Below are 1,275 nucleotides of genomic sequence, written 5' to 3' on the forward strand. Positions count from 1 at the left end.
ACTCAAATAGAATCGATCTTTTTAGTGGCTCACTTTCATCCGCCACACTATGCTCACTTTCATCCGCCGCGGGTGGCTCACTTTCATCCGCCGCAGGTGGTATACTATGCCCGTTTTTTGCACTAGTATATGAAACGTAGCGTATAAAAAGACGCTAACTTTTCGGATGAAACACGAGCCGAATTTTTAAATTTTTCTTTTTATCTTTTCTATTTTAATAGCCAAATTTAAAAATTTGGCGACTTTGTAAATGCATACGATCCTCTCGGAAAGCCTGTATTAGCTATGTTTTATATACATTGTTGTGCTTTCGTTATTTTTTCTAAACAATTTAATCATTTTTTTATCTCTGAATTTATAATATCAAGCATTTCAATAATTCTGTTTCGCAACGTACCTGATTGAATATTGGTGTTTTGATGAAACGAAATGACCATAGCCGGAATGCCCTCTTGTTCGTGATCTGCCAAAATCTCTTTGAAGTCTATTTTCCATTTCGATGGGTTTATTCTAAATTCTAAACTAGATGACTTATCTAAAGCTTCTACTGGAGAGTAGCCATCTTTCCAAATGTTATTATTTAGATTTCGAGATATACCCGATTTAATAATCAAAGGAAGAATAAATTGGTTTCGTAATATTTGATATTGCTTTTCCTGTTCTTCTACTTGGTACACTTCAGTAGACCAGTTAGATAAAAGCGATACAAGCTTTTCGTTTTGTATCAGCTGCAATTTATCCGTGCCTATTATATCATTTTGTATAGGATCAAAAGTGGGGTCGATTGCTATGTGCCACCAAGATGTATAAAAAGTTTCTTCATCAAAAATTTCTGGATTATCTATAAAACTAAGCAAGTTATGTGAAGCTTCGATGGCTCTATTTCGCATATAAATTTTTTCTTCAAGCTGCGCAAGATTGGCTTCGTATTCACTTTTTAGTTGTACCAATATTTTTTGTTCTAGAATTCTGCCTTTTCGCCTCTCATTCCAGTCGGTCACCTGTAGTGCCAAAAGAATACCTATCATTACAAGAAATATTTCACCTAGGGCGTATTTAAAGTATTTTCCAGTTTTTCCTTCAGAAAGCAAGTTTTGTCTAATTTTTCGAAAGAATTTTATCATTGGTTATTGGTTGGTTATAATGAAGCACAACGGCTGGGCTAAGGTTCGTTGCGGTGATCTGTCCGCAGGACAGTCCCGCTGAACCCAAAGTTAGCTTTTTGCTCGGATTTCCTGCAAGGAAATCCGCAAGCAATGAATTTTAGCCTTTGTT

The 1,275-nt window shown here is 35.7% G+C and carries 1 protein-coding gene; it reads right to left on the reverse strand.

The window, feature by feature from the left end:
• Positions 1–335 precede the first annotated feature (335 nt).
• Positions 336–1,124, reverse strand: coding sequence for a hypothetical protein (locus ACKWCC_RS19305; protein ID WP_413997604.1), 789 nt, complete (start codon positions 1,122–1,124; stop codon positions 336–338).
• Positions 1,125–1,275 lie beyond the last annotated feature (151 nt).

It is taken from the genome of Maribacter aquimarinus, from assembly GCF_047345505.1.
GTDB lineage: Bacteria > Bacteroidota > Bacteroidia > Flavobacteriales > Flavobacteriaceae > Maribacter.

What these genes read in the sequence shown, in the direction of transcription:
- ACKWCC_RS19305 (WP_413997604.1), bottom strand. Translation starts at nt 1,124, where the DNA reads ATGATAAAATTCTTTCGAAAAATTAGACAAAACTTGCTTTCTGAAGGA.